1 protein-coding gene is annotated in these 1,248 nt (G+C 38.5%); it reads left to right on the top strand.

All coding sequences use genetic code 11. The features are described 5' to 3' along the window. Positions 1–1,065 (top strand): MATE family efflux transporter (locus V7266_RS07315; RefSeq protein WP_335467092.1); only part of this gene is annotated, 1,065 nt, incomplete at its 5' end. Between the last annotated feature and the right edge of the window lie 183 nt (positions 1,066–1,248).

The raw sequence follows: 1,248 nt of genomic DNA, 5'->3' as shown, positions 1-1,248 counted from the left end.
ATTGCCAGTTATGTGGTTCCTCACTTTATTCTAGAAGTGATGGGTTCAAACGCTGCGATTTTAAAGCTTGGAGTTCCATATGTTCAAGTTCGTATGTTTGGGATGATGTTCACCGTTTTTAATATTATATTTTATGCGTATATGCGGGCAACGGGTGATACTCGAACACCCATGAATATCTCTTTAATTAACAGCGCGCTGGTGGTGTTCTTAACCTATGCATTTGCATATGGGAAGTTTGGTTTTCCAAACTTAGGATTACAAGGGGCAGGCTGGAGTATGGTCGCAGCTGAAGGAATTACGTTTCTTCTCAATCTGCTAGTTTATTTCCGATTCCTGAATGAAAAATATTTTACCCGTTCATGGGTTCCGATTGAGCGGCATCAGGTACGATTACTTCTGTTTGAAAGTTCGAAATTAGGGATTACAGAGTTATCGAATAGTATGGGGATGCTGGTGTTTACCGCTTGTATTACTCGGCTTGGTACAGTGGCGATTGCAGCCAATGAAATAGCGCTTAACATTCTGTCTTTTGGATTTATGCCAGCCAATGGATTTGGAGCTGCGTCTACCGTTGGTATTGGGCAGGAAATCGGCAAAGGGCGGCCGCTCGAAGCGAAACGGTTTGGATTGGTAACCGTGTATCTTGGATTAGGGTTTATGTTATTAATTTCAATCATATTGTTTGTTTTTGCCTTACCAATAGCGAAATTGTACACCTCAGATTCTGCTGTGTATCTAACATCGGTTTCCCTGATTCATTTAGCTTCGTTTATCTTATTGTTTAGCGGATCAGGTATTATTTTTGCCGGCGGGCTTAGGGGAGTAGGAGATACCACCTTTTTATCTAGAACTTCTTTATTATTAAATTGGATTTTCTTTGTTCCGTGCACGATTTTGTTAACTCAAGTTGATCATCTTGGACAGACTGGTGCTTGGACCGCTTTTTGCAGTTTAATCGTTCTTCAATTTATAACAAACGCTTGGCGATTTAAGTCTTACAATTGGACATTGGCAAAAAGCAAATCTTCTCCTATTGCACAAAGCCCTACGATTAATGCATAAACATAGTGGCTGTGAATGATCTTTTTTCAATCACCCTAAAGGTGTCCTCTAATGCTATTAAGTAATAGCGTAAGGGGATTTTTTTATTTTCCTATAATTACTTTTGACATTTCGATAATTGAAAGATAAGTTAATTAAAAGAATATAAGTGAAAAGGATAAAAACAATGTTGAATATTAGGAG

The sequence above is a fragment of the Neobacillus drentensis genome, assembly GCF_036965645.1.
GTDB lineage: Bacteria > Bacillota > Bacilli > Bacillales > Cytobacillaceae > Neobacillus > Neobacillus drentensis_D.
Note: the sequence above shows the minus strand (reverse complement) of the source record. Positions and strands in the feature narration are given on the sequence as shown.